Origin of the sequence: Fibrobacter sp. UWOV1, from assembly GCF_900142495.1 — a bacterium.
GTDB lineage: Bacteria > Fibrobacterota > Fibrobacteria > Fibrobacterales > Fibrobacteraceae > Fibrobacter.
The window spans coordinates 178,841-205,082 of record NZ_FRBA01000005.1 but is presented as its reverse complement, the minus strand read 5'-3'; the positions used below and the strand labels follow the sequence as shown (position 1 = coordinate 205,082).

Here is a 26,242-nt window from a genome sequence, read left to right as displayed (position 1 = left end):
CATTTTTGAGCATTCCCAAGCGCTGAAAAAACGTGGTTTGAATTTCTATGCATAAATTTACATAAATGCATAAACTTTGTCAAGGAAAAACGGGCTTTTTACTTATACAAAAAATTGATAGCAAGCGCTAGAAATTTTGTATTGGACGCGGCTATAGTCCACATCTATATTTGCACTCAAAAAAAGTGAGGCAACCTATAAATGAGTATTTTAGTTGATGTTAAAAAGTATCTGGCTTTAGAAGAAGCACCGAAACATGTTCAAGATTACCTTTCCGTGGCTGTAACGGATCACGCCTATTTGCCAAAGACCGAAGATATTACTAGCGATTGGGTGGCCTACATCGCGGCACCTGCATTCAAGCTGATCCGCGAGAACCTGCGGCACGATGTGGAAGCGTTCGCTTCAATCGGAACGGGCTCCGGTATCGATGTCTTGACGGGCATTGAACTCTTAGGTGCCAAGCGCGTTGGCTTTACCGACTTGCAGAAAAGCGTGGTGGACGCGGCAGCCGAAAACATCAGGAAAAATTTGAAGAATGCAGATTCAATTGAATTGGAATTCGGTGCAGGCGACCTTCTACAACCTCTTGAAAATGGCAAGCACCGTTACGACGTGATTTACGAGAACCTGCCCAATGTTCCGCTGACAGACAATACCAAGATTGAAGACAAACGAAACAGCGGCCATTACCTGGAAAAGCGCGTCGAAGTGATTCCTGAATTTGTGCATGAGCAAATGCTGGATTTGCATTATCTGGCGCTCAAGCAGGCACGCGATTATCTGGCCGACAAGGGTGCCGTCTATTCTACACTCGGTGGCCGCGTACCTCTCAGTGCGTTTATCAAGCTCGGCGAATTGGCTGGGCTTTCTTCAGAAATTTTCACTTACTCCTGGAAGGTGCAGGCGGAACCCGAAGACGTGATTTCAGGCTACGCTGCACAAGAAAAGGCGGGGCTCGGGCCGTTCCGATTCTACCGCGCGAGCGACTTGCAAAAAGCATTCGCCGATATTTCGGTGAAGGAATCCGGCAAGAACGCTTTCGAAATCGAAAAGTCGCTGGAATCTTCGAAGCTTACTGCTAAAGAAGCTTACGAAGCATTCCTAAAGGGCGAAGTGATCGGCCATACGGTTGCCGTACTGAAATCAAGCGTGAAGTAAAACGAGCAAATTCCGATGCAAGATTTTATCGCCCGTTTAATTGAAGAATCGAAGCATTTTCTGAATGAACGCGCCCAAATTGACGATGATATCGGTCAAGAGGCGGCCAAGTTTGTTGCGCGTGAAATCCCTGCCCCGAGTGGGACTTTCGAAAAAAGCGATTCTCCGCTGATTCGCTGGATTGAGGAGGCGATTCAATTTGGCAGCCCCGAAACGGCAAATTTGTTGAATGCGTTAAAGCCATCACTCCCTTTTTTGCCGTGGAAGTATAACTACGAGCCTCGCGCCGATATGCCTGATTTAGGAAACCGTATGGGCTGGGGAGAAATCCTCGGGCCCGAAGCGCCGTATCACGACGAACATTTTTGTTTCGGGTTTACGCTTCTCGGAAAGAATACCTTGTACCCGGCGCATTACCACCCTGCCACGGAACTTTACGTGGTGCTTTCGGGCCTTGCCGTTTGGACATTAGACGGCGTTTCAAAAGTCCGCGGCCCTGGAGAATTTATTCTGCACCCCTCGAACCACGTCCATTCCATGCAAACAAAAGACGAGCCTTTGCTCGCGCTTTACACGTGGAGCGGCGAAGATGTCGTGACTCTCTCGAAGTACGTGTAATTGAAGGGATAATCCCCAAAATGGCATTTACCAACGAACAACTGGAACGCTATTCGCGCCACATCATTCTTAAAGATGTCGGCGTAAAGGGCCAAAAGAAGCTCTTGAACGCGAAGGTACTCGTCATCGGTGCGGGCGGTCTTGGCGCACCTGTGGCCATGTACCTTGCCGCCGCCGGCGTGGGCACGATTGGCATTGCCGATGCCGATGTGGTTGACCTTTCAAATTTACAACGTCAGATAATACACGCCTCGCAAGATGTGGGTAAGCCCAAGGTGCAATCCGCGAAAGAAACCATGGAAGCGATGAATCCTGACGTGAATGTAATCGCTTACCATACTTTCGTAACGAGCGAAAACATTCTCGACCTCATTAAGGATTACGATTTTATCGTTGACGGCACCGACAATTTTCCGACGAAGTTCTTGATTAATGATGCCTGCGTCATGGCGAAGAAGCCTTTCTCGCATGCGGGTATTGTCGGATTTCAGGGGCAGCTGATGACATACGTGCCCGAACAAGGTCCTTGCTACCGCTGCATTTTCGAGGAACCGCCCCCGAAAGGTTCTGTGCCGACTTGCAAAGAGGCGGGCGTGATTGGGGCAATCGCAGGCGTCATCGGAAGTTTGCAGGCGATGGAAGCAATCAAGTATATTCTTGGCATAGGCAACCTGCTGACGGGTTACTTGCTGACCTACAATGCACTCACGATGGAATTCCGCAAGGTGAAACTCCCGAGTCATAACGATGACTGCGCCATTTGCGGAACTCACCCAACTATCACCAAGCTAATTGACTATGAACAGGCTGAGTGCGATTTAAAACGTTAACCCTTTTAGTTGCACAGGCTCGCGAGTATCTGCACTGCTTTTTGCATGCTCGTTTTATCGACCGACGAGTAGTTCACGACAAACTTGTGCTGCGACGGCTTCGCCTCAAAATAATACTCCGAAAGGGCGCGGATGTTTACCCCACGGAATCGGGCGCGGTTGCAGAATTCTATATCGGAACATTTCGTGTTCACTTCCAAGATAAAGTGGAGTCCGGCATCTTCTTCGTAAATTCGGGCGACATTTGAAAGTTTGCTTTTGCGGATAGCCGACAGAAGCATATCGCGCTTGGCCCGGTACAGGTTGCGCATGCGATTGATGTGCGTCTCGTAGTAACCGAGATCGATGAATTTTGCCATTACATACTGATCCAGGTTCGAAACCGTACACGAATAGAACGAAAGTTTGTTATGGAATTTTTCGGCAAGATGTGGCGGGAGCACCATATAACTGAGGCGAATCGCAGAAGTCATCGTTTTGGAAAAGGTGTTCAGGTAAATCACCTTCTCGGTAACATCGATGTTCTGTAATGCGGGGATGGGCTTTCCGGTCATGCGGAATTCGCTGTCATAGTCATCTTCGACGATGTGGCGATTTGGGGATTCGGCCGCCCAACTGAGCAGACGATAGCGTTCGCCGACGGGCATCACCATCCCTGTCGGAAAATGGTGCGCTGGGGAAATATGCACGACATCAACATCAGATTTTTTGACGGAGTCTACGAAACTTTCTGCCGCAATGGGAATATGACACACCTTGACGCCGTATTGGCTGTACAGTTTTGAAATTTTGCCCCAGCCAGGGTCTTCTACGCCATAGCACTTGTCAAATCCGAGCAATTGTACTAGCAAGCCATAAAGGTAATCAGTCCCGGCACCAATGACAATCTGTTCTGGCGACACCTGGATATTTCTGAATTCGCGGAGCATGCGGGCAATGGCTCGGCGAAGTTCTAGCGTGCCCATTCCCGGAGAAACTTGCAACAAATCATTTTGCCTTTCGCAAAGGACCTCCCGAGTGATTTTTGCCCATGTGGTAAAGGGGAATGCCTCGATGTCGGCACCATTGCTTGCGAAATCAGCGATATATTTCGGGTTGACGTGTTCTGACTCGTCGGTGAGTTCTGCGTGGATTCTGCGCGTGCGGGGTTTCTTGCGGTTCCGATGGACTTGCGCATTAGCCGCGGCATTTATGTCTACAACAAAGAAGCCTTTTTTAGGGAGCGAGTAAATGTAGCCTTCGGCGAGGAGCTGGGCGTAAGCATTTTCAATCGTCACGACGCTAATGCCGAGATTCTGCGCGAGGTTTCGTTTGGAAGGGAGTTGTTCTTCGGCAAGGACGTTTCCGCTTACGATATCTTTTTTGATGCATTGGTAAAGGTAATGGTAGAGGCTGTTTGCTCCCGCCTTGGACATATCGTAAGTGAACATGAAACTGACCTTATTGAATTTGTAAATCTGATATTTAACTGACCTTATAAAAATAGTAAAAAACTGAATATTGTGCAGATCAAGCGAATGTTTTAAATTACAGCCTGAAATTAAACCATTCCACAACCAAGGAGATTTACATGTCTGACCAGAATCGTTACGAACTCAACAAGAACCTTGCCCAGATGCTCAAGGGTGGCGTGATTATGGATGTGACAACCCCTGAACAGGCCAAAATCGCCGAAGCCGCAGGCGCTGCCGCCGTGATGGCATTGGAACGCATCCCTGCCGATATCCGTGCCGCGGGTGGCGTATCGCGCATGAGCGACCCCAAGATGATCAAGGGCATTCAAGATGCGGTCTCTATTCCGGTGATGGCAAAATGCCGTATTGGTCATTTTGCCGAAGCGCAGATTTTGCAGGCAATCGAGATCGACTACATTGACGAAAGCGAAGTGCTTTCTCCTGCCGACGACATTTTCCACATCAACAAGCGCGAATTTGACGTTCCGTTCGTGTGCGGCGCGAAGGATTTGGGCGAAGCGCTGCGCCGTATCGAAGAAGGCGCGTCGATGATCCGTACCAAGGGCGAGCCGGGTACGGGCGACATCGTCCAGGCCGTACGACACATGCGCCTGATGAACCAGGAAATCGCCCGCATTTCGAGCATGCGCGAAGACGAGCTCTTTAACCGTGCCAAAGAACTTCAGGTGTCGTACGACCTGGTGCGCTTCGTTCACGACAACAAGAAACTCCCCGTGGTGAACTTCGCTGCCGGTGGTGTCGCCACCCCCGCCGATGCCGCCCTCATGATGCAACTCGGTGCCGAAGGCGTTTTCGTAGGCTCCGGAATCTTCAAGTCGGGCAACCCCGCCAAGCGTGCCGCCGCCATTGTGCAGGCCGTCACAAACTACACCGACGCAAAACTGATCGCCAAACTTTCTGAAGACTTGGGCGAAGCCATGGTCGGTATCAACGAACAGGAAATCGCGCTACTGATGGCCGAAAGGGGAAAGTAATGGGAATTAACAAACCGCAAATTGGCGTACTCGCGGTGCAGGGGGCGTTCATCGAACATGAACGTATCCTCAAATCGCTCGGCGCCGAAGTATTTGAAATCAGACAGTTGCGCGACTTGAACCGACATTTGGACGGTCTTGTGCTCCCCGGTGGAGAAAGTACCGTGCAAGGGAAGCTGCTCCACGATTTGGGACTTTTCGAGCCTCTTCGTAAAAAGATTGTCGAAGGCCTGCCCGTACTCGCAACATGTGCCGGTGCAATCCTCCTTGCTGAAAAAATTGCAGGCGAAAACAAGGCGCATTTCGCGACACTCCCCGCGATTATCCGCCGCAATGCCTACGGTCGGCAACTCGGCAGTTTCTTCACCGAAAACGAAGTCGCGCACGTCGGAAAAGTGCCGCAGACTTTTATTCGCGCGCCCTTCTTTGAATCAGTCGGCAAAGGCGTCGAAGTCCTTTCGCGTACGGCAAGTTCAAACACGGCTGATGCGCCTAAGCAAATCGTCGCTGTTCGCTACAAGAACCAAATTGCGCTTTCGTTCCATCCGGAACTCAATAGCGACACAAGCATTCACCGGTATTTTTTGAAGCTAGTGGGATGATTCGCTTTCCACTTGCCAGGTGAAGCCAGCCGCCTCGATGGTACGGAATGTTTCTTCGAGACTCTGGCCGCCTTCGGTGAGGTAGCCCGACGCGAATATGGAATCGGCTACCTTGAAAAGCGTCTTCTCGTGCCCCTTGAAATACACTTCGCGGCCGGCGGCGCAGCGGATGTCCGATTTCGGGAGCATCAGGCGTGCAAGGCAAAGCACCTTGATGCAGTATTCGGGCGTCAGCGTCGAAATATCTCGCTTCGCAAGGCGCGTGCCTTCTACTGGCAGCAAGAAGTTGATGGGCACCGAATCCGGATTGATTTCAAGCAATTCGAATAGCATATCGACGACATCTTCGGGCGTTTCGCCCATGCCGATGATGCCGCCGGAGCAGATTTCGAAGCCGAGGCCCTTCAGCATTTTCAGGTTGTCAATTCGTTCCTGGTAAGTGTGCGTGGTGCAGATGCTCGGATAAAAACGACGGCTGCTGTTCAGGTTGTGATTGATGCGATTGAGGCCCGCATCCTTAAGAATCAACGCCTGCTTTTCGGTCAGGAACCCGATGGAGCAACAAATTTGCGTGTCGTTCTTTTTCATCTTGCGGATGCGCTCGGCAAGTTTTTCGATATCGTCGTCTGCAAAACGGATGCCGCTGAGCCCGATACAGTGCCTTGCCAAATGCATTTCGTCAACGAGATCGTTGTCACCATACAGCTTTTTGTCTTCTACATAACGATACTTTTCAATCGGTGCTTCGGAATCGCGGGACTGGGCGCAATAGGCACAGTTCTGCGTACAGTTTCCGCTGCGGACATTGGTGAGCAACTGGATGCTTACGCGGTTGCCTTTGTACTTGGTACGCAGCTGATATGCTTGTTCAATAAGATTCGGTAACGAATCTGTGTTCGCATTCAAAATATCAAGAGCGGTTTGTCTGGTTATCATAACGGGACCTTAAATAAAATATGTCAAGTCGGATTTTTCAGTGGAACCGAGCATCGTCGCGACGCCGCCGAGTTCAACGCCGTCAATCAGCTCTTCGGCAGTAATACCCATGAGTTCCATCGACATCTGGCAGGCGACAAACTTCACGCCTTTTTGTTGCGCACTTTGAATTAATTCTTCAAGCGAAGAAATTCCGTTCTGCTTCATGACCGTGCGAATCATCTTGGCGCCGATTCCGCCAAAGTTCATGCGCGATAGCCCGAGTTTCTTGGATCCGCGGGGCATCATGAACCCGAAAATTTTTCCAATGAAAGATTTCTTGACGCGGACCTTTTCGGGCTTGCGTATAACACTTACTCCCCAGAAGGTGAAGAACATGGTAACCGGGCGGCCCATGGCGGCAGCACCGTTAGCCATGATGAACGAAGCGATGGCCTTGTCCAAATCGCTGCTGAATACGACAAAAGTCTTGCCGTGCTCAAATTCACGATTTTCAAGAGATTTGGGTGCGTCGCGCTTTACGATGGTCGCATAGATTACGCCGTCTTTTTCGGAAAGCGATTTCAATTCATTGCCGGTACGCTGGCACCAGACATTCACATCCGAAAAGAATGCTTTCTCGGTCGCTTCCACCTGAACTTCTTCGCCAACGGACACACTTTTGACCGCTTCGTCCACCTTCACGATGGGGCCCGGGCACTTGAGACCCTTGGCATCCACGAAATGCACTTTCGGGACAGCTTCAAGCCCACCTTCCACATTGTATACGTCATAATCGCGGTCGGCGAGAATTTCGGCAACTTGTTCGGAACGGTCTCCCGTGGAGCAGAACACGTAAACGGGCTTGTCTTTCGGGATGCTATCTATCTTCTTGGACAATTCAAAAAATGGAATTAGAATAGCCCCACTTACGGGACGTACAATGGACTCGCTCGGTTCACGGACATCGAGTAGCGTTGAATTTTGGGAATCAATCTTGTAGAAATCTTTTGCAAGGAATTTTTTGATTTCGGACATTTTGTCGTGTAGAAAAGCGTTTAGTGGTGGTGACTCACAGAGTTAAAAGTGTGACAAGCAAAAATACAAATTGCACCTAAGCGGCGCAATATTTCGGGATATACAATTTTTTTATAGCTTTTTATAGCGTAAGACTATTCCCTGCGCGGTGAAGTCGCAATTTGCGACTTCATGAATTCAACAGGATACTAAATTTTTCGGGAAAGCGCTCAATTTTTACTGTGACATTTCGTCTGCACTTTTTTGGCCGTCTCAGTTTTCTTTGACAAGACCTACTTTTTGCCGATAATTTTGTGGACGAAATTTTCGTCCACAAAATTTCAACCTCATTCTTTGACAATTGGAACATGACGCGACCATCGCCGACAAGCTGAGTCAGTTCGATGCTCTGGACGAATACAAGAAATCCCGCATCTTCGAATAGGTCACCGGCAAAAAAAGAAGTCACCGCCTGTAGAACTGGTCTTTTTCTCGGTTTTTTATATAGAAAAAGACCAAAATTAGCCGATAGAATCTGCTTCTGGCGTTCGCTGATTTTTACTGTGACATTTTCAAAGAAATATTCGACAATCTTTTTCTTGAACTTTATCGCTGTTTTCGGTGAAGGCGAAGGGCGCCTTTCGCAGACCCGTCTCCTCACTATATTCTACAACACGGCATCCTGTTCGTCTTCAATTTTATTTGCATTTTTGAAGAAGTAATAAAGAATCAGGAATCCTTGGTGAGAAAAGCGGTCGCTTGCGGAACATTCGAGGACAACTGTATCAAGGTTGTCAGCGAGTTTTTCGCCTTGACCCCAAAAGGCTGCCAAAGTACGCGCCCCATCTTTTAAAGTGTACATCCAATACTTGCCGTCGTGAAAAACAGATTCCGGGTCAATTTCATCACGAATCGTAGGTTCCCCGTATCTTTTTGCGACACGGTCTTTTGTGGCATTGAAAGCACTTTGCAATTCTGTCCCGTAGTCGTTTGTATTGATGACCGAAGAAACGGCTTTAATCTGGTACAAGCCCTTATTTTTGTCGACAAAAACAAAATAATACTCAAATGACGGATGACTTTTCTTAGGCTTGATTATGTAGGCATCATTTTTTACGAACTCGGGCTTGCTTTCGCACTCCTTGGCAATCTCCTTAAGCGTCATGCCCATTTTCAGCCCAAAAGGCGACGCCATAGCAAGGGCAGGGAATATCGCCATAACCAGAAGAAAAAGTATCTTTTTCATATCGTACCTCCTGAAAAGAGTGTTTCGCGAATAAAGATACATTTTTCGAGTGTCAAAAGATGACAATCGTGGAAATTTTCGCAAAAAAAGGCTGAAAAAAATCCCTAATTCACCTTCCAATAGCCGTTTTTGTTGGCGCCAACGCGGGTAATGATATTTTGCTGTTTCAGCAGCTGCAAATCTCTTCGGATTGTTTTTTCCGTAACGCCAAATTTTTCGGCGAGCTTTTGTGCCGATGCATAAGCGTCCTTGGAGATGGCGGCAATAATTTTTTTCTGTCTATCTTTTATAGGGACATTTATCAGGACATTTATAGGGACATTTTCACTGCGTTTTTTTGCCACATTTGGTTTCGATTTTTCAATCACAGCTTTGTCTTTGACTTTCTTGCCGCTTCACTCGTTTGACGGAATGCTTGATTTTGCCAATAATAAAGTTTAGTTCCAAGGAAGATTCCGTTTCCGTTGTTTCTAAATCGGGCATGACGATGTCCGATAGAATTTCTCCGAATTGTTGCATTTTTGAGTGCTTGTCCTTGCCATTATCACCTTTGTGCAGTTCTACAAGTTCTCTTTTAAGTTCGCGAACGGCAGCAAAGGTTTCTATGATGGCGAAAGTCGTATTGACAGCCGATTTGCTTTTCAAGATTGTCGCTAGCATATAGAGGCCTTTTTCGGTAAACGCATACGGCAAAGACCTGCTTTTAGGCGAATAGTTTGTGGACGAAATTTTCGTCCGCAAACACGTTTGAAATCGACGCGACCATCGTCAACAAGAAAAAACAACTCAAAACCCTGGACGAATACAAGAAATCCCTCATCTTCGAATACGTCACCGGCAAAAAAAAAGAAGTCGCCGCCTGTAGAACTGGTCTTTTTCTCGGTTTTTTATATAGAAAAAGACCAAAATTAGCCGATAGAATCTGTTTCCGGTGCTCGCTGATTTTTACTGTGACATTTTGCTGTGACATTTTACTGTGACATTTCTACTTTCCGAACAGGTCTGCGTGCGTTCCTGTATCCACAAGAGTAAGTGTCAAAACGCCTTTATTCTTCCTATAGCACAGAAGCCAATCGGGGTGAATATGGAGTTCGCGCGTGCCGGCGAAAACTCCAGACAACTCGTGGTCCTGATATTTCTCTTCGAGAATTTGATCTGTTCTGAGTTTTTCGACGACGGACTTTAACTCATCTAAAGGCAAACCGCGCTTTTTACAGCGTTTATAGCCTTTCTTGAAACGGCTAGTCCAAATAACTTCGTAAATCATTTGTCCAAGTCCGCCCACATCTCGTCCATATCCGTATAACGCTTGGTCTTCGGGTCGGCTTCGAGCCGTTTCGCCTCTTCGATGGCATCGAGCAGTTCGCCAGAATGTTCCGGGTACTTCACCTCGAAAGGAAGGCCGCGATGCAGAACAACCTGCTTCAGGAACATGGAAATCGCCTGCGACATGGAAAGCCCCAGCCCCTCAAGAAGCTTACTGGCCTGGTTGTTCAATTCGGAATCGATGCGGAAATTTTTTGCTACGGTACTCATAGTACCAAATATATGTCTTTTAGATTGTATATGCAAGCATTTGCTTGCAAAACCTTGCATATTTAGTGCGTTTACCATTGTTGTTTTCATATCGACCTCATTTGCTTACATGCTGAAAAAACAAAATACCACTACACACTTGTGCACTACAATGTAACTTCGGAAATCCCGGTTGTCAATAGGTCCGGGTGATTTGCTTGAAAAATTCTGAAAGGAGGGAAAAGCTTTCCCCTTCTGCGGGGCTCAGACGCCAGCCCGCAACGCACCGCTTTTAAGTTGTCAAGGAATGCTTGACAACTCAAATCCGATACATTTTCAATGATTTGTCGCATCTCTTGCGACGACCGAGAGATTATTTTTTTGCGAATTCCACTCTAAACAGCGGCACCCAGGTTTCTTGCGCGTCTTCAGATGTCCAGCGAACAACTTGCGAAAGAATTGCCTTTTGTGGAACAAGGATATTCTTTGCCAGGCTTTTCACAAGGCCGCCAGTAAAATCCTTTGCGAACCATGCCCAATAAAGTGAACCTTGTTTTATACAGTAGTTTCCTGTTTTGGGATGAAGTTCTACGGAAAGGGATGTTCCTATCGATTCTTTTTCTAACACCTGTTGTAACTTTTCAACAAAAACATCGCTAGAATCACCTTTTTTCAGATACTGTCCCAAAGCCATGTCACCGAGTCCCGTTTCGATATGCAGAACCTTCGGGATGGCCACACCGTTAATTTTATCTTGCTTGACAAAATGACTTAACCATTCTCGCGGCAGCATTTTTTCAGCGCCAATAATAGTTAGCGACTTCTTTGCACGTGTTGCCGCGACATAAAGCAGACGATAATTTTCTTGTGCTATTTTCTCGTCGGCATCTTTCAATGCCCACGGACCTAGCGCAAGGATTACATTATCCCATTCAAGTCCTTTTGCACTATGCATTGTCCCTATAGAAACCGCACCCATGTTTTTCGTTGCAAAGTCACTATACGACACTTCACTCAAATATTGGTTGAAATCACCTAATGTAATTTCGTCTTCGCCGCAAGCCGTTTCGGTCTCTATAAAATCATTTACTAATGCATCTAGCAATTCAAAAGAACTTTCTGTTTTATGGTTTGTTTTGTAATCGTCTGCAAGTCGCCTGAATTCTTTTGCACTCCACGGGAATTTACCTACGCGCGGGTCCTCCTGGAGTATTTTGCTGAATCCTAAAATTTCTCGTGTTTTTTCAACGGGACATTTGTCCTTGTCTCGCCCTTTAAGAAGGCGATATGGGATATTTTTCTCCTCTAATTTCGCTGCGGCTAAGAAGGCTTCTGCATTCTCTCTCGTCAGAATACAATAGGACTCTGTTGAATTTGATGAAAATCTTTTTGCGAGAATTTCCGCAGCTGCAAAAGCCGCTGTAGTTTTATCACCTTCTTCATAAAATACTAGAGTCGCTTTGTCCTGTTTTAGTGCAAACTGTTGTGAGCCTTCTTTTACTCGTTCTGTCATCAAGTCAAGCAATTTTGCATTTGCTCGCACAAGTCCGGCGACAGAGCGGTAATTTGTCGTTAAATAGAATTTTTCGGTATTCGGAAATTCATCGGCAAATTTTTGGAAATACTGAGAAGAACTTCCACGGAAAGCAAAAATACTTTGATCATCGTCTCCAACGACAATAACGCGGGGATCTTTTTCTCCTAAATCATAAAGAGCTCGCAATAGGCGGTATTCTCCTGCAGACAAATCCTGGAATTCATCAACAAGAATAACACCGGGGGCTCCCACGCCAACATCTTCTCCGGATTCAAGAAGTTCTGCTGCTTTCGAAACAACGTCGTCGGCATTTTCAAGAGCTTTTTTATTACCCTGGACTCCGAGTATAGAGAAAGCTAGTGAATGGAATGTGGTAATGACTACTTTTGCCGCCAAAGGTCCAGCCAAATCAAATAGGCGTTTTCTAAGTTCTCGACATGCCGCGCGTGTGTATGTCAGGCACAAGATAGAATCGGGTTTTGCCTCTTCTATCCACAAGAGCGAAGCGACTTTATGGACAAGCAAATGTGTTTTTCCCGAACCGGGACCAGCTCCTACCAGAATATGTTTCTTGCGACTTTTTATAACTTTGCGTTGTTCGTCATTGACTTTTTCAATTTTTCGCTTTAAGTCATCGGACACAGAATCCATCTGGGCAACACCCTGCATGTACTTCAAACGGAAATCTGCAATATCCATTACAAAATAATCATCTAGCAACTGCTGAGCCATTTGCTCATTGGTAAGCATCATCTTAGCGTATTCACCAACAATGTGAATAGCTTCAGCCTTATGCTTATAATGAGCATTAAGCATTTCAAAGTCTTTTGGAGTAAAACTACGTTGTTTTGCTTCTGGATTTAATTCCAAGACAAGTCCGGTATAAAAAACAACAAGGCCATGGTCCAGTGTAATGGATCCAACTAAGTGCAAGAAGAGAAGAGCATACTCCAGTTGCTTTTGCATCTCAATACGGCCAACAGCTTTCTCACCGTACATTTTTCTCATTAAACTATTTAAGGAGAACCAGACGATATTTCCATTTTTATGAGCTTGTTCCTTTTGCATCTCCGTCAATGCATCAATGGCCTTGTCAAATATCTGCCATTGCTTCTTGAGGTTTTCCTTGACACATTCAGGAGGAACAAGAAATTCTATCTGATAAACCTGATGTCCCGCTTCTACTAAATGGATTTCAGCGACACTTTCATGTGCCCAATAGCGCAGAATGCCGCGGAAAATAAAAAGATTCCGTCTAGATGTAGAAGCTCCAATAGAATCGTCTCTTTGGTTTAATTGGGAATTGAGCTTGGTCATGTCTAAGACAAAGCGGTCATTAACGCCCTTACCTTCGCATGCTTTCAGCAATTCTTCCTGCAATTCGGATGCGGCTTTTAGGAGCGAACGTGGAGTATCGTTGCCCTTTCTCTGTAATCTAGCGCTCCAATCGTCTTCCTCATTCAAAAGATTGAGCGCTCTCAATAGCCGCAGTCCATCATTTGCCTGTTCGCGTGTCAGGCCTAAATTTACAGTAAGTTCGTCAAGAGCGCATTCCGGAGAACGGGTCCATCGTTTGCTGATGATATGATGTATTATGCGATATGCAATATTTTCAACAGAATTAGTGATTTCTATCTTGTCTGAACCGATTCTTTCTCGGGCTTCTTCTGCAGAATCAACCGAAATAGATGAACCATACATCTGAGTTCTATTTCGTTTGCGCTTCAGGAATCCTTGCTCTTCCAAAACAAGTATGGCGAGTTTGACTTTTGTCGTATTGACACTGGCGTCAGTTTCTTTTTCTGTCCATCCGCATAAATCGGCAATTTCAAGAGCCGACATGATAATGCGATTCTGGTTGCCAGCCGTTTTTCTCAAAACCTTCCAGACGGCTGAAATTTCTTGTGCAGAAAGCTTGGATTGCTGGAGAATTTGAAAGTTCGTGTCAAGATCTTTAGGATTGAAAAGTGCTACGCAGCTAGCTTGCAATTTTGGGTCACGACCCGCACGTCCTGCTTCCTGCACGTAATTTTCTAGCGTACTTGAAATTTCGTAATGCGCGACTAGTTCTACGTTATCTTTGTCGACTCCCATTCCGAAAGCCGTAGTCGCCACCATGGTATCCACTTCGCCATTCTGGAATTGGTCCTGAATGGTCATTTTCTTTTCGGATTCCATTTTACCGTTATAGCAGGCGCTAGCGAAACCGCGATTGTACAATTCCTCGGCTAAAGATTCCGTCGTCTTCACCTTGGATGCATATATGATTTTTGGACCGCTATATTCGCGAAGAACATTTACTAACTGTTTGCGCCGTTCGTTGGGAGACTCCGAAGATTCGATAACCTTATACGTCAGGTTTGTACGCTTTGCTGGGCTAATGAATTTTACCAGTTCAAGATTTAGGCGTTCCTTAAAATAACCACAGATATCGTCAACAACGGATTGTTTTGCGGTTGCCGTAAAACAGCTTACAGAAATTGGAGATTCAAGATTTTTTTCCCTTTGAAGGTCTCTCAAAAAGTCTGCCAAATAAAGATAATCGACTCTAAAATCGTGCCCCCAGCCGCTAAAACAATGAGCCTCATCTACAACGATACGTTCTACTCGACGATGCTTCAGCAAATTGAATGTCGTATTTGAACGCAGCGATTCTGGGGAAATGTAGAGGATGTTCTTTTCGCCGTTGCTGACTTTCTCAATAACATCTTTTCTTTCTGCGGGAGAAAGCATGGAATTTATATAGGCTGCATCTCCGATTTGCCTTCGTTTTTCCAAAACATCAACTTGGTCCTTCATCAAGGCGACAATCGGCGAAATCACGACTGTCAATGCGCCTACTTGGGTGCCCGCAATCAAGGCTGGCAATTGAAAAGTCATCGATTTCCCGCCACCCGTCGGAAAAACCGCCAATAAGGATTCCCCACGCATCGCTGACTCAACAACCTGTTGTTGAAGAGGAATCTTTTCCCCGTTAAAAGAGCGAAAACTATCGAAGCCAAACCATTTTTTTAATTGCTTAGTCGAACTTAATTGTTCGGAACAGTATGGACATTGGTGGTCTCCACAAGGAACAAGACGTCTGCGATGCAGAATATTTTCAAGATGCGGATATTGATAGCGTACCCAATAAGGCACATAATCGCTAGGGCCTTCTTCATGGAACAATGTTAGTAGAAAACACCATTCTGCACGGTATGCCTTCCATTCATTTTGAAAATCTTGACGCAAGCAAATTGCTTTTTCGTAATTAGAAGTGAACCAGCGCTGTATTTCCGCTATTTTAAGGCGCAGCTTTAGTGTGTTAGGGACATCGACCAGTTCAAAAAATGGGGCAAAGCCCGGTTCGTTTTTTAAAAACTGGAAGAGAAGATGTTGAAGTTGCCACGGATAACTTCCCCATTTTTCAATGCAGTCTTCTAGCAATTTTTTGCAGAGTCTTGCATCTTCCAGCGGATCAGACGGGTCGTCTTCATTATGAAGGTATTCTTTGCGCAATTTATGATACGGTTTGCGTGGGAATAACAATGACGACAGCATCAAGGTGTCAAGCGCCTTGACGTTCGGAAAATCGATAGAGAAATATTGCCGGAGTATCGGGGCGTCATGACGCAGTACATTGTGCCCAACAATAAACTTTGCTTTTGAAGCTGCCGATTCTAATTTGGCGGGATTCCTATCGCGAACATATTCTTCACCCAATATAAAGCCATATTCCCGGACTTTCTGTGTTTCGGGATTATATTCCAAATCAAAAAATAAGAACTTGCTAAAATCGGGCATCCACCTGAAATATAAATGAATTTAGGTGTTAAAATCATAAAAAAATGTGCAAATTTGCCGAAAAAGATGTTTTGGGGGGATTTTTGAATTTTGATATTTTGTCCCGTTTTGATTTTAAGCAAAAAAATCCTTTTTTCACTCCACCTTCACCAAGAAATCTTCCCGCTTTAGTCCATATTCTGCGTAGGGCTTCTCGTCGGGGTAGCCCACGGGATTGCACAGCAGCAGGTGCTTTTTGCCTAGTTTATCGGTATACTCGCGCTTGATGGCGGTATTCGACATGCAAGTCGCTGATAAAGTAGTAGGTCATGCGATAAATCTATACTCACTGTTTTTGCGTGTCAAGGGGCTAAACCGCGATTCTTTTTTCAGTGATACGAGACTTTTGCGTTAGGGATAGTTACCCCTTGGGGCGGAGACTACAGGCTCCGTGAGCGAAGCGAGTATAGCCCGACCCGGCGAGGGTAAACGAGTCGGGAACGCCCAAATCAATCCCTATTTCACAATCCAATAACCGTCTCTTTTTGAGCCGGCGCGTTCAAGGATTCCGTTGTCTTGCAATTTTGCTAAGTCACGTTCAATGGTTCTTGTCGTGACAGCGAATTTTTCTGCCATCTCTTTTTCTGTTGCAAAATTGTTCTTTTTCAACAAGGTGACAATCTTTTTTTGACGATCCGTTAATACAAGGGGCTTTCGTGCGTCGGCAACGGCGTCTACCTTTTGCAAGGCCTTCAATGAATCCAGGATTCTATTGAGCATGAATTCTACGAAAATGCTACAGTCGCCAGCAGCACTTGATGCGTTTATCGCGTTGTAATAGGCGTGTTGGTTTGCGTAGACCAAATTTTCGACGGGCAAATGAGCGAACAGAGGTTTCCACTTGCCCAAAATAAGGGATTGCCACAAACGGCCTATTCTGCCATTCCCGTCTCGGAAGGGATGGATGAATTCAAATTCATAATGGAAAACGCACGACCGAACCAGCCAATGGTCTTTGCTGTTTTTTAACCACGAAAAAAGTTTTTTCATCAAGATCGGGACCATGTTGGGTGGCGGCGCAAAATGGACGCATTTGTTCCCCTTGAATACACCTTCGTTGCAATTTCGGTATCTCCCGGCATCGGGAATTATACCTTGCATCATTACGGCATGAGCCTTGAGCAAGTCCTTTTCCGAAAACGCCTTTAATGAAGGATAGAGTTCATAAGTCCGTAAGGCGTTCTTCACTTCAAGGATTTCTCGTTCGGGAGCGATAATGCGCTTGCCGTCAATAATGTCGGACACCTGGCCTTCTGAAAGCGAATTGCCTTCTATCGCCAACGAACTATGGATACTCTGAATTTGGTTTATTCGACGCAGGCGTAAACTATCCGATTGTTCCAACCGGATTGCGACCCGTTCAACCAAGGCCGAAATCTCAGCCGCAAGGTTTACTATCGCCGTGTTAATCGTAAATGGAGGCTCGTATTTATCCGACATTTTTACCGACATTCATTCCGACATTTAATCCGACATCTTTTCCGACATTCCAAATATATATTAAGCAGGAAAAATTGTCAAGTAATGCCGTTTTTGAGGAAAAAACGTTTTTTTCTATGCCCCGGCGTTCCCTGCTAGGCCGATTTCGGCGGCGTGTTCGCGCATGCCCTCGATGCAGATGGCGGCGACGTCTTTCACGTCCATGCCGAGCAGGGCACAGCCTTTCAGGATGTAGTCGCGGTTGCACTTGGCGGCAAATTTCTTGTCCTTGAACTTCTTCATGAAACTTTTCACTTCGAGGTCCAAAATTCCGTTGGGGCGCATCCTCGCGCAGGCCTGGATGATTCCGGTGAGTTCGTCGACGGTGAACAGGCTCTTTTCCATGTTGGTCTTGGGTTCCACCTGGTTCACGATTTCAAAACCGTGTGCCAAAATGGCGCGCACGTCTTCTTCGGAGACGCCCTGCGCAAGCAGTTCCTTTTCGGTGTGCTGCAGGTGTTCTTCGGGGAATTCCTGGTAGTCGTAATCGTGCAGGTAGCCCACGGCCTGCCAGTGTTCCACTTCTTCGCCAAAATGCTTGGCCATGGCGCCCATGGCGTAGCATACGTTGAGGGAATGGATGACCAGCGACTCTTCGGTCACGTGGTCCTTATTGATTTCTTTTGCGCGTTCAAGGGTCAGGCTCATTTTAAATCTCCAATTTCCACCGCTAATATAAATATTTTGAAGAATAACTAATTCGCTTTTGTCCAGAACAGGAGCTTGCGTTTAACAAGTTCAAACAGTTCCATAATCGCAAGCACCACAATGCCTGTCCAAAGGATTCCGGCAACCATGTTAGGATAATCGGAATAGTCCGCGTAAAATTGCACGAAGTGACCAAGTCCCGTATTTTCGCCGAAAAGTTCAGCCACGGTGAGCATGATGAACGAAAGCCCCATGCCTACAGAAAGCCCCGAAAATATTGACGGCAGGCTTGCCACAAGGGCGATTCTCCACAGGTATTCAAACTTTCCGATTCCGATAATGGCGGCGTTACGCTTGTATTTTTCGGGGATTTCGGCGGCACCGGCAGCCGTATTCAAGTAGATGGGCCAAAAGGCGGCAATAAAAATGATAAATGTCGAAGACAAATAGAACGTCGGAAGAATCGCTATCGCGTAAGGAATGTAGACGTTTGGCGGAATGGGGGCGGCAAACCTAGAAATGGGTTTCAGCATGTTCGATACCCACGGAACGGAACCAGAAACGATTCCGATAGAGATTCCGATAATCGATGCGACCAAATAGGCGGGCACCAGTTTTAAAAGAGACGCTCCCGCACTGCGCAAAAGTTCTTCGCGAGAATCAAAGAGCGCTTTCAGGATTGCCTTAGGAGATGGGAACAAATATTGACTGTCCCATTCGGGGCCGCAGCTGATCAGCACCCAAATTCCTAACAAGAAGAGAAGAAAAAGGATTCCCGAAAACTTGGATAAGTATTTTGTAAAAGTTCTCATATGCTGGCACCTCCTTGTACAATGTGGCCTAGTTTTTCAAGGATGTCCTTGTGGTAGGCGTCTTCAATGGTTGCAATGGTTTGTTGGACTTTTTCGTTGCGGAACCATTCACCACGATTTTTCTTTACCGGAAAATCAAGCGGGATGTCTGCAATGATGCGCCCCGGTGTCGAACCCAAAACGATAATGCGGCTCCCGAGATAAACAGCTTCACGAATGTCGTGCGTGACAAACAATGTGGTAATAGGACGGTCTTTGACGCCGCGGCAAAGCTCCAGCACCAAATCCTGGAGGCTTGCACGGTTTACGGGATCGAGAGCGCCAAAGGGTTCGTCTAAAAGAAGGGCGTCAGCGCTGACACTTAAGGCGCGCGCTATGGCTCCGCGCTGGCGCATTCCGCCCGAAAGTTCAAAGGGGTATTTATGCAGGCTTCCTGAAAGTCCTACTAGGTTCAGGTATTCTTCGGCTAAATTTTTGGCGTAGCTCGTCTTCAGTTTTTTTGTCTTTTTAATAGCGAGCGTTACATTTTGGAGAAGTGTAAGCCAAGGGAAAAGGGTGTAGTCCTGAAAGACTACACTCCTTTCTGCAGAAGGCTTTTCGATTTCTTTTCCTTTCCAGTAGACATGCCCCTCGCTCGGCTTGGTAAGCCCGGCGAGAAGGTTTAGCAAAGTGGTCTTGCCACTACCGCTTTCGCCCAGCAGGCATACGAATTCACCTTGGTTGATTTTCAAGTTGATGTCTTTCAGGATGGCCCTGCCATCGTACGAAAAACCGAGATTCGTTGCTTCAAAACCATTTTGCTTTGTTGTCATACTTTCCTTAATTCCTGGATTTGAAAATATTTTCGGCCTTGGCGTAGAATTCGGACTTGGGGTTTTCTTTGCGCAGTTCCGCAATGGCGGCCTTGTAGAAATCGGTGCGCACGTATTCGGAGACTTTCTTGTCAGATTTGATAAATTCAGCATCTTTCAAGAAATCCCAGAAGAATTCGACACCCTTCACGTTCGGGTCCGTATCCTGCGTGACGTGTCCGCTGTAGAACGCCTTGTTGACAAGGGCGGTATCGAGCTTGATCCACTTGGCAATAATTTCCACACTCTTCTTGTGGTCATTTTGCACCAGTTCTTCGGCTTCGATCAGCGACTTGACCAGGCGCTTGTAAACATCGTCGCGGCCTTCGATTTTGCGGAGCGAAGCAATCAGGCGGCAGCAAATATGGCCGGGATTGATGTCCTTACTGCGGAGCACCACAGAAAGGCCTGCTTCTTCGGCGCGGAGGTCGTGCGGGCCCCAAGTGACGCCGGCGAATACGCTACCGTTCTTGACGGCTTCGATCACTGCAGGCGGGTTCTTGAGTTCCACGATGGTAACGTCTTTGCGCCAGTCAACGCCTTCTTTCTTGAGGCCGCCGCGAACGATGGCGTCGGCAGTGCCCAAGCGAATGGTGGCGATTTTCTTGCCCTTGAGGTCACTCAGCTTTTTGACGGAGCCTGCATTTTCTTTGCGGGTAATCACAGCCTGGTCGCCGCCCATGATGCCTCCAATCACGCGGATGTCGGCACCCTGCGAAATGTGAATAAGCGGAGCGAGCGAACCGAATGCGCCTGCATCGAGTTTACCTGCGCGGACAGCGGCAATGCCGTCGCCGGAATTCGAAAATTCTACGAGCGTTACGTCAAGACCGTTTTTCTCGAAAATGCCAGCGTCTTTAGCGATAAAGAATTTTCCTTGACCTGTAGAAGACAGGTAACCGATGGAAATCTTGTCTGCGGCGATTGCAGAAGTGGCGCAGGCGAGGCTAAAGAGGATTGAGAAAGCAATTCGGTTGCGGATTTTATTGAAAATTTGTTTCTGATTCATTATTCAAGTCCCCTTCGTTAGAAGCCATAAGTTGCAGAAAGTTGATAGCGGTTCAAGTCGGCTTCTTTCACGGTGCCGGCGGTCAGGTAATCGGTTTGAACATGCAAGTATTCAAATCCGAGCGAGAATGCATCGGTCAGGCTGTAGGTGGCGTTTGCGAAAACGGAAATGTTCTGCTCGCGGCCGCCCACGGTTTCGATGTCATCGCGGTCCAGTTTGTCAATACCTGCGCCACCATTAATTGCCAGTTTTTGAATCAGTTTAGCCTGCAGAGCGAACCAACCACCGTAAGCCTTGATGCTCTTGACGCTTTCGGGGTCTTCGGTGTTGGCGACAAATCCACGACCGATGCCGGCAGCGTATGTATCCAGGTTTTCACCGACGAATCCTTCGCCAAGGAAGGTGATGGAACTTGTAACGGGCAGAGTCAAGTCAACGTTAGCAGACCAGGTGGGAATATCCTTGGTTTTGCCGGTTGCGTCCAAGTCGATTTCTTCTTGTCCGTAATGGCCAGAAACGCCCAAGCCTGCCTTCTTGTTATCTACCCACAGCGGAAGCGCAATGCCGATGCGGCCCTGGAAAGTAGGAATGTCAGCGTCAGTACCGGTTTCCGAAGCAGAGGAGGAGTTATACGGCTGGTTTTCACCGATGGTGCGGACAACAGCGGCGGCAATATCCACGGAGCCTTCACCAACAGGAATTTTCTCGGTGAGTCTCAGCTGAGCTCTACGAAGGCCTGCGTCGCCGGAGTTATTGAGAACGCCTGCGTTAAGCGTCGGGGTTACCAACGGAGAAATCACGTCCCAAGTTTGACCGCCCAAAATAGAGAAGCCAGTCTTGCCGAAAGAAATTTCACCGTAGCCGTGACGAAGACGCGGGTTAGGATTGTTGGCGGACCCACCACCATAGAAGTCAATTTCAACTTTACCGTTGGCCTTAAAATACGTTGAATCATCGCCACTCGAAAGGTTGAACCCGATGCGAGTCAGATTCGGGGTGAGATGCCAGCCACCATCGTTTTCGTTGGTGAGGTCCGAGGCTGCAACGAAGTTGGCGAAGTTGCCGTTATTGCTCTTGGAATCTTCGTAGGCGGCGTTGAGAGATGCAAAACCATAGAGTGTTGCGGTTACGCCGGTTTTTGTGGTGACCGAAATCGGTTCGGCAGCGAAAGAGGTGATTGCAGATAAAAGGATAATCTTGGCAGCAATATTTTTCGAATTGATATTCATTTATAAATCTCCTGATTGAAAATTTTTATGAGTTGAGCAACCATGCAAAAAACTTTTTTGCACGACTTGATTAAATTTTGTTTGGTGGGGTTGAGTGCTTACTGGCGAATGCCTTGAGCAAAATTATAAAGTCTACACATATAGGTATCCTCGTTTTGATTTGTTTGCTCTTCGGAACATGACGTTCTCGAAATTTTGTGCGTTAAAAGTAGAAATAAAAATGAGCTTGTAAAATACTTTTTCTTTATAGCTTAATATAGGGTTAGACTTGAACAGAGACGGTGACAAAAAGTGACTTTGTGCTTTTTAAGAAAATGCCGCCTGAAAAATCAAGCGACATTTGTTAGGAGAGTAAAAAGAATTGTTTAATTTGTCTTGAAATTATTTGCCGCCGACAGAAGTGCTATAAATCTTTTCGAGCAAATTAAGCGCACCCTTGTAACCAACGAAGCTGCGATTGATAATCAATGTTTCGCTGGAAGGCGGAGTAATTTCGAAAAGCAGCGCATTCTTTTCGTTGGCGATATTGATTTCCCACGAAGAGGCGAGAATCAAAGGCTTGCCCGAAGAGAAATTCACTTCCTTAATGGACTTTTCAATCAGGTAGCCATCTTCTTCAAATTCTACGTCGACATCGACACCTTCGCTAATATTGTGGAACGCATCTTCGATACTTTTGCGGAATTTTTCTGGCGGATCGTCACTGATAATTGCCTTGCGCGGAATAAGGCCGATTTGGTCCACGAGGAACTTGGTGTAGGCAAGCGTGTAGGCAGAATCAGCTGTGATGGCAAATTCGCTGGGCATACCGAACCAGTATTCAGCGAAAAATTCGGAGAAGTGTTCCAGATAGTAGTAATAGATTCTGTTTTCTTCCTTGATGAACTTTTCGCTCTGTTCCTTGTCGATTCCGGCAAATTCGACAACTTTACGGATAAATTCGCTAGTCGCTTCGGCACCGAGAGGAATTTCAGGAATGTGCAGGAACGGCTGACCGTATTTTTCCTGGAGGTGTTCTGCGTTTCGAACGCCCACCCACGGAGAAATCACCAAGTTGAATTGGGCCTCGGGAATGCGCAACCAGTCCGCGACACCGTTATTTTCGGGTCCGAACAGCACATTGACTTCGAAGCCTGCGCCGCGCAAAATGCGGGCGATTTCCTGGTAGTCACCACGCCAGTTCTGGTTGTAGTAGGGCGTTTCGAACCAAAGATTCACCAGGCCCTTTTTGCGTTCGCCGCTGTAATCGCCCACGAATTGGTCGACGATGGCGTTTACGACTTCTTCGTGACCGAAAAGGTTGTTGCCCTTGAAGCCGGCAGTATCGACAGACACAATCGGGTAACCCAAATCGCGGTAGCCACGAACCAGGCTCGAAACATCGTCACCAATCAAGCCGCCCACGCAACCAGTAAGAACCACATAGAGGTCGCCATTGAAAACCTTGAGGGTCGATTTAATCAGCTGATCAAGGGTCTTGATGCCGCCAAAAACGATGTCGTTTTCAGTCGAGTTTGCACTCGGCATGTTGCCCGCACCGGCGTAAATGCTGCCCTGGAAGCCATTTTCGAACGTGAGAAACGCTGTTTGCTTCAGCTGGCAGCCCGGAGAGCAGTTGGCAATAGGAACTGCCCCCTTAATAGCGACAACAGTATGAGAAGCACCAACTGCGCAAGCGTATCGGGGGTCCGAAATAGAATTACTTTTTTTCTTTTGAATTGTAGCCATTTTTAAAAATCCCCTTGTTATGCGCTGGTCGAATTGGATTCTGCACCAATTTTCAGTTTGAGATTTCTCGGTTCCGGCAAATCTTCAAGTGCTTCCGGATGGTGCGTCAGGTAGAACGGATCGTCCTGAGAAAGCCACCAGTCAGAATACGGAAGTTTCACGTTGCGTTTAAGCACCTGGTTAAACTTGGTACGTGCAATCACGCCCTTGAGCATTTCGCCGATACGGAGAATGCCTTGATAGCCCACCGGGATATGTTCGTCGCCCATGGTAAGGGTCGGGAATCCGAGATGGCCCGCGACAGAGGCGAGACCCGGATGGCGAATGAGCAAGAAATCCGTCTTGGCGCGTTTCAGAAGCTGCGGAAGCTGGAAGGCGCGGGTCTTACTAACGGTATAGTGCGGAATATCGCCGTAGGTTTCGACCAGTTCCTTCAAGGTATCCTGATGTTCGCCACCGCCGTCATAAACGGGGTCGTGGTGGAATACGAGAGCTGCATCGTGACCGATTCCCAGTTCCGAAAGAACGCTGATAAGGCCGTGTGCGTATGCAGATCCCGTCATCACGATACCATTCTTGCCCTTGAAAAATTCGCGGAGTTCGGCAAGTTTCGGGGCAATGCGCTTGTGTTCGCTTTCGATGTATTCTTTGGCTTCTTTTTCTTTGCCGACAACTTTTGCGATAGCGCGGAGCCAAGCATCAGTACCCTTGATGCCGTAAGGTTGCGGAGCATCAATCTGCGGAACACCGAAAGATTCTTCAAGTGCTGTTGCCATGTAGCCGCCCAACGTATCGCAGAAGGTTGCGGTAGCGACTGCTTCGGAGGCTTGGCGAATTTCTTCGAAAGAAGCGGTATCCAGAAGGTAGTTTACGCGCAATCCGAGCGGAGCAAGCATTTCGGAGAAATAGTCCGAACCCCAAAGGGCAACGATGTTGATTAAGTCGTTCTGCTTTTTGGTCGGGTGACGTTCTACAATCTGGCGAAGCACACCATGGAATGCGACATCGAAACCCGTAGACCAATGCTTGGAACGGAAACCTTCGCAATGCAGCGGAATGATAGGCACGCCAACTTCAGGTTCCATTTCCTCGGCAATGGAGTCGATGTCTTCACCGATAATAGCGGTCGCACAAGCCATACCGATGAAAATCGCCTTGGGGTTAAAGCGTTCCTTTGCGTCAAGGATTGTCTGGCGGAGTTTTTCGGAAGCGCCAAAGACCATGTCCTTTTCTTTCAGGTTCGTGCTGATGTTCAGCGTATTCTGCAGGGGCTTTCCACGGCGGCGAAGGCCGTTATGCATCGAGAGGTTAAACTTGGAGTTTTCGCCGCTGCAACCGATAGGAGAATGATCAATCAGGGCGCAGTCCGTAAGGTTTCCCACCTGGCACTGCACAATTGCATTAGAGCACATAGTCTCTTGGTTCAGCGGAGAACTCAATTCGCAAAGCTTGCAGCCCGAGCCCTTGCCTGCGCAGCCACCATGCTTTTTCGCACTGCGTTCGTCGTAGGCCGATTCCTTAATAAGGTCGCTTGCCTTGCCGTCCCAGCCGATAATCGTACCCAGTCGATACTCGCGGTTTTCGACTGAGGTCATGTTCAAATTAATATTAGTCTTGGCCATGAACCCTCACATTAAATCTGGTAGTCTTTTTCCATCATGCCGTAATCGATGAGAATCTGTTCCAAACGGTCCTGCGTCATCGGGGTCGGAATGGTGAAGAGTTCGTTTTCGTCGATATTCTTGGCGAGTTCACGATAAACGTTTGCCTGGCTAGACTTGGGTTCGAATTCAATCACGGTCTTCTTGCGGATTTCGGCCTGCTGCACAATGTTGTTGCGCGGCACAAACTGAATGAGCTGCGTGTTGAGTTCCTTGGTGAATGCACGGAGCAAGTCAAGTTCGTTATCCACATTACGGCTGTTACAAATGATACCGCCCAGGCGCACTTCACCGTGCTGGGCATACTTGGCGATACCCTTACAAATGTTGTTAGCGGCATAAAGGGCCATCATTTCGCCGGAGGCCACGATATAAATTTCTTTTGCCTTGCCTTCACGAATCGGCATAGCGAAACCGCCGCACACCACGTCACCCAACACATCGTAGAAAACGTAATCAAGGTCTTCGGTGTAGGCGCCGAGCTGTTCGAGCATGCTAATGGAGGTGATGATGCCACGGCCTGCGCAACCCACGCCCGGTTCCGGGCCACCGGATTCTACGCAACGCACGCCCTTGAAGCCGACCTTTTCAAGGTCAGAAAGCTGAAGTTCGGTTTTGTTATCGCGAATGGTGTCAAGCACCGTCTTTTGATGAAGGCCACCGAGCAAAAGGCGAGTAGAGTCTGCTTTAGGGTCGCAACCGACCACAAGAACGTGCTTTCCTTGTTCTACAAGGCCTGCGGTCAAGTTTTGAGTCGTGGTAGACTTACCAATACCACCTTTTCCGTAAATAGCGATTTGACGTAATTTCTTAGACATATTATCGTGTCTCCTTGTTGTTTTCCTACAAAATCACTAGGCAAAAGCAAGTTAGAATTAAAGTCAACTCTTTCCAATACTTTTTGAACCCGTTTAGTCAAAAAAAATCACTTTTTTTAAGTTGTTATAAATTTCGTTTATAACCCTTATTAGTGCGAATCTATCGCATGCATGAAAAAACGATTTGCAATAATAAACGCCTATAACATGCGTTAGCATAAAGCTATCGCTCTCTCAAAAAAATGAACTTTTTTTATTTTCGCTCTTGCCTTCGTATTGAAATCCATTTCTGTGA

At 47.1% G+C, this 26,242-nt stretch carries 24 protein-coding genes; 5 read left to right on the top strand and 19 right to left on the bottom strand.

Features of this window, described 5'->3' with window-relative positions; genetic code table 11:
• Nucleotides 1-201 precede the first annotated feature (201 nt).
• The 3 genes from BUC02_RS09100 to thiF are packed head-to-tail and all read left to right on the top strand — an operon-like array spanning nucleotide 202 to nucleotide 2,609.
• The gene (locus tag BUC02_RS09100; protein ID WP_073321638.1) at nucleotides 202-1,161 is read left to right on the top strand and encodes a 50S ribosomal protein L11 methyltransferase; all 960 of its coding nucleotides are present in this window, start codon (nucleotides 202-204) and stop codon (nucleotides 1,159-1,161) included.
• 15 nt (nucleotides 1,162-1,176) lie between these two features.
• Nucleotides 1,177-1,779, top strand: coding sequence for a dimethylsulfonioproprionate lyase family protein (locus BUC02_RS09095; protein ID WP_073321635.1), 603 nt, complete (start codon nucleotides 1,177-1,179; stop codon nucleotides 1,777-1,779).
• A 20-nt stretch (nucleotides 1,780-1,799) separates the two neighbouring features.
• Complete coding sequence (gene thiF / locus BUC02_RS09090) at nucleotides 1,800-2,609, top strand: thiazole biosynthesis adenylyltransferase ThiF (protein WP_073321632.1); 810 nt, start codon at nucleotides 1,800-1,802, stop codon at nucleotides 2,607-2,609.
• Nucleotides 2,610-2,614: 5 nt separating this feature from the next.
• Here thiF and BUC02_RS09085 read toward each other — a convergent pair whose 3' ends face one another.
• The gene (locus BUC02_RS09085) at nucleotides 2,615-4,039 is read right to left on the bottom strand and encodes a MocR-like pyridoxine biosynthesis transcription factor PdxR (RefSeq protein WP_073321628.1); all 1,425 of its coding nucleotides are present in this window, start codon (nucleotides 4,037-4,039) and stop codon (nucleotides 2,615-2,617) included.
• A gap of 140 nt (nucleotides 4,040-4,179) precedes the next feature.
• On the opposite strand from BUC02_RS09085, the gene pdxS reads away from it, so the two are divergent.
• Together pdxS and pdxT are read left to right on the top strand one after the other, a co-directional pair.
• Nucleotides 4,180-5,058: a pyridoxal 5'-phosphate synthase lyase subunit PdxS gene (pdxS, locus tag BUC02_RS09080; RefSeq protein ID WP_073321625.1), complete on the top strand. Its 879-nt coding sequence runs from the start codon at nucleotides 4,180-4,182 to the stop codon at nucleotides 5,056-5,058.
• Nucleotides 5,058-5,660 carry a pyridoxal 5'-phosphate synthase glutaminase subunit PdxT gene (pdxT, locus tag BUC02_RS09075; RefSeq protein WP_073321622.1) on the top strand — a complete coding sequence of 201 codons (603 nt, stop codon included), beginning with the start codon at nucleotides 5,058-5,060 and terminating at the stop codon, nucleotides 5,658-5,660. Before pdxS ends, pdxT begins: the two co-directional genes overlap by 1 nt.
• On the opposite strand, the gene bioB is transcribed toward pdxT, so the two are convergent.
• The 18 genes from bioB to nifH form a co-directional block, all read right to left on the bottom strand.
• Nucleotides 5,649-6,596, bottom strand: a complete 948-nt coding sequence (gene bioB, locus BUC02_RS09070) for a biotin synthase BioB (RefSeq protein WP_073321619.1) — start codon at nucleotides 6,594-6,596, stop codon at nucleotides 5,649-5,651. The genes pdxT and bioB overlap by 12 nt on opposite strands.
• A 9-nt stretch (nucleotides 6,597-6,605) precedes the next feature.
• The gene (locus BUC02_RS09065) at nucleotides 6,606-7,613 is read right to left on the bottom strand and encodes a DsrE/DsrF/DrsH-like family protein (RefSeq protein WP_073321616.1); all 1,008 of its coding nucleotides are present in this window, start codon (nucleotides 7,611-7,613) and stop codon (nucleotides 6,606-6,608) included.
• A 646-nt stretch (nucleotides 7,614-8,259) separates the two neighbouring features.
• Nucleotides 8,260-8,838 (bottom strand): hypothetical protein, encoded by a 579-nt coding sequence (locus BUC02_RS09060; RefSeq protein WP_073321611.1) that lies wholly within the window; start codon nucleotides 8,836-8,838, stop codon nucleotides 8,260-8,262.
• A gap of 104 nt (nucleotides 8,839-8,942) precedes the next feature.
• Nucleotides 8,943-9,206 (bottom strand): DeoR family transcriptional regulator, encoded by a 264-nt coding sequence (locus BUC02_RS09055; protein WP_073321608.1) that lies wholly within the window; start codon nucleotides 9,204-9,206, stop codon nucleotides 8,943-8,945.
• On the bottom strand, nucleotides 9,199-9,498 hold the full coding sequence (locus tag BUC02_RS09050) for a hypothetical protein (RefSeq protein ID WP_073321605.1): 300 nt from the start codon (nucleotides 9,496-9,498) through the stop codon (nucleotides 9,199-9,201). The genes BUC02_RS09055 and BUC02_RS09050 overlap by 8 nt, the downstream gene beginning before the upstream one ends.
• A 325-nt stretch (nucleotides 9,499-9,823) precedes the next feature.
• Nucleotides 9,824-10,102: a type II toxin-antitoxin system YafQ family toxin gene (locus tag BUC02_RS09040; RefSeq protein ID WP_173348449.1), complete on the bottom strand. Its 279-nt coding sequence runs from the start codon at nucleotides 10,100-10,102 to the stop codon at nucleotides 9,824-9,826.
• Complete coding sequence (locus BUC02_RS09035; RefSeq protein WP_073321597.1) at nucleotides 10,102-10,374, bottom strand: type II toxin-antitoxin system RelB/DinJ family antitoxin; 273 nt, start codon at nucleotides 10,372-10,374, stop codon at nucleotides 10,102-10,104. Before BUC02_RS09035 ends, BUC02_RS09040 begins: the two co-directional genes overlap by 1 nt.
• A 352-nt stretch (nucleotides 10,375-10,726) precedes the next feature.
• Nucleotides 10,727-15,673: a RecQ family ATP-dependent DNA helicase gene (locus BUC02_RS09030; protein ID WP_073321594.1), complete on the bottom strand. Its 4,947-nt coding sequence runs from the start codon at nucleotides 15,671-15,673 to the stop codon at nucleotides 10,727-10,729.
• Nucleotides 15,674-15,808: 135 nt separating this feature from the next.
• Nucleotides 15,809-15,955 carry a hypothetical protein gene (locus BUC02_RS16195; RefSeq protein WP_175549827.1) on the bottom strand — a complete coding sequence of 49 codons (147 nt, stop codon included), beginning with the start codon at nucleotides 15,953-15,955 and terminating at the stop codon, nucleotides 15,809-15,811.
• A 213-nt stretch (nucleotides 15,956-16,168) separates the two neighbouring features.
• Nucleotides 16,169-17,152 carry a Fic family protein gene (locus tag BUC02_RS09025; protein ID WP_073321591.1) on the bottom strand — a complete coding sequence of 328 codons (984 nt, stop codon included), beginning with the start codon at nucleotides 17,150-17,152 and terminating at the stop codon, nucleotides 16,169-16,171.
• A 114-nt stretch (nucleotides 17,153-17,266) separates the two neighbouring features.
• A complete protein-coding gene (locus tag BUC02_RS09020; RefSeq protein WP_073321588.1) occupies nucleotides 17,267-17,839 on the bottom strand; it encodes an HD domain-containing protein in 573 nt (190 codons plus the stop codon).
• 47 nt (nucleotides 17,840-17,886) lie between these two features.
• Nucleotides 17,887-18,579 (bottom strand): ABC transporter permease, encoded by a 693-nt coding sequence (locus BUC02_RS09015; RefSeq protein WP_254794171.1) that lies wholly within the window; start codon nucleotides 18,577-18,579, stop codon nucleotides 17,887-17,889.
• Between the two features lie 68 nt (nucleotides 18,580-18,647).
• Nucleotides 18,648-19,463 carry an ABC transporter ATP-binding protein gene (locus BUC02_RS09010; protein ID WP_073321583.1) on the bottom strand — a complete coding sequence of 272 codons (816 nt, stop codon included), beginning with the start codon at nucleotides 19,461-19,463 and terminating at the stop codon, nucleotides 18,648-18,650.
• A 7-nt stretch (nucleotides 19,464-19,470) separates the two neighbouring features.
• On the bottom strand, nucleotides 19,471-20,511 hold the full coding sequence (locus tag BUC02_RS09005; protein ID WP_073321581.1) for an ABC transporter substrate-binding protein: 1,041 nt from the start codon (nucleotides 20,509-20,511) through the stop codon (nucleotides 19,471-19,473).
• A gap of 17 nt (nucleotides 20,512-20,528) precedes the next feature.
• Complete coding sequence (locus tag BUC02_RS09000; protein ID WP_073321578.1) at nucleotides 20,529-21,740, bottom strand: hypothetical protein; 1,212 nt, start codon at nucleotides 21,738-21,740, stop codon at nucleotides 20,529-20,531.
• A gap of 381 nt (nucleotides 21,741-22,121) precedes the next feature.
• Entirely contained in the window at nucleotides 22,122-23,468 is a 1,347-nt protein-coding gene (locus tag BUC02_RS08995) for a nitrogenase component 1 (RefSeq protein ID WP_073321575.1), read from the bottom strand.
• 17 nt (nucleotides 23,469-23,485) lie between these two features.
• Nucleotides 23,486-25,090, bottom strand: coding sequence for a nitrogenase component 1 (locus BUC02_RS08990; protein ID WP_073321572.1), 1,605 nt, complete (start codon nucleotides 25,088-25,090; stop codon nucleotides 23,486-23,488).
• Between the two features lie 11 nt (nucleotides 25,091-25,101).
• A complete protein-coding gene (gene nifH / locus BUC02_RS08985) occupies nucleotides 25,102-25,947 on the bottom strand; it encodes a nitrogenase iron protein (RefSeq protein WP_073321569.1) in 846 nt (281 codons plus the stop codon).
• Between the last annotated feature and the right edge of the window lie 295 nt (nucleotides 25,948-26,242).